Origin of the sequence: Pantoea sp. SIMBA_079 (assembly GCF_046940275.1) — a bacterium.
Lineage (GTDB): Bacteria > Pseudomonadota > Gammaproteobacteria > Enterobacterales > Enterobacteriaceae > Pantoea > Pantoea borealis.
Map to the genome: position 1 here is coordinate 1 of NZ_JAWRYR010000367.1, position 268 is coordinate 268.

Annotated in this window: 1 pseudogene; it reads left to right on the forward strand. The window is 63.4% G+C overall.

Annotated features, from left to right (window positions below):
- Positions 1-15: 15 nt before the first annotated feature.
- Positions 16-268: pseudogene (locus SB719_RS20395) on the forward strand (EmrB/QacA family drug resistance transporter); the annotation flags it as partial.

The following is a 268-nucleotide window of genomic DNA, read 5'->3' on the forward strand; positions in this document are numbered from 1 at the left end:
CTGCTGGCGCCGTTGATGCCCAGGCTGATGGGCTGGACCAGTGCCAAGTTCATGGTCGCCAGCGGCTTTTTGATCATGGCGCTGGGCTGCTGGCTGGGGGCTAGCCTGAGCGCCGACAGTGCCGACAACGTGATCATCCCGTCCACGGTGGTACGCGGTATTGGCCAGCCTTTCATCATGGTCGCGTTATCAGTGCTGGCGGTGGCCGGGCTGGACAAGCGTGAAGCCGGCTCAGCCTCAGCGGTGTTCTCGATGTTGCGCAACCTGG